At 61.9% G+C, this 373-nt stretch carries 2 pseudogenes; both read right to left on the reverse strand.

Annotated elements, in window-relative coordinates:
• Positions 1-37: 37 nt before the first annotated feature.
• A pseudogene (locus F7R02_RS26610) lies at positions 38-211 on the reverse strand (hypothetical protein).
• Positions 211-373 (reverse strand): annotated as a pseudogene (locus F7R02_RS25955) (conjugal transfer protein TraA); the annotation flags it as partial. The pseudogenes F7R02_RS25955 and F7R02_RS26610, both read right to left, overlap by 1 nt.

The raw sequence follows: 373 nt of genomic DNA on the forward strand, positions 1-373 counted from the left end.
GCAAGGTTGCGCTTTCGACTTCGTGCTTCTGCATTGCTTACACCCTCCTGGAATCGCAGCGGCGACCCAACAGGTCGGCCAGCAGCGTGGGCCGCATCAACGCAATCGCGGTGCAGCGCATCGGTGATCGCCCCCTCAAGCCAGCGCCTCGTCGCCAGTGCTCGATCACGGCATTGATTTCGACCTCGATCTGGCCGGTGGTCTGTGGCATTACGAATCCTCCGTAAAGCGGGTTAGCAGTGCAGCCAGCTCGGGCATGGAAACGGCCAGCACGTCGGCCGGCACGCCGACGTTCTCGCAAGCGAGAACCAGCTCGTTGAACTCGCCCGTGGTCGCCTTCTTGCGCACCAGAAAAAGCAGCATTGCCAGAAGC

It is taken from the genome of Xanthomonas cissicola, from assembly GCF_008801575.1.
GTDB classification, from domain to species: Bacteria; Pseudomonadota; Gammaproteobacteria; order Xanthomonadales; family Xanthomonadaceae; genus Xanthomonas; species Xanthomonas cissicola.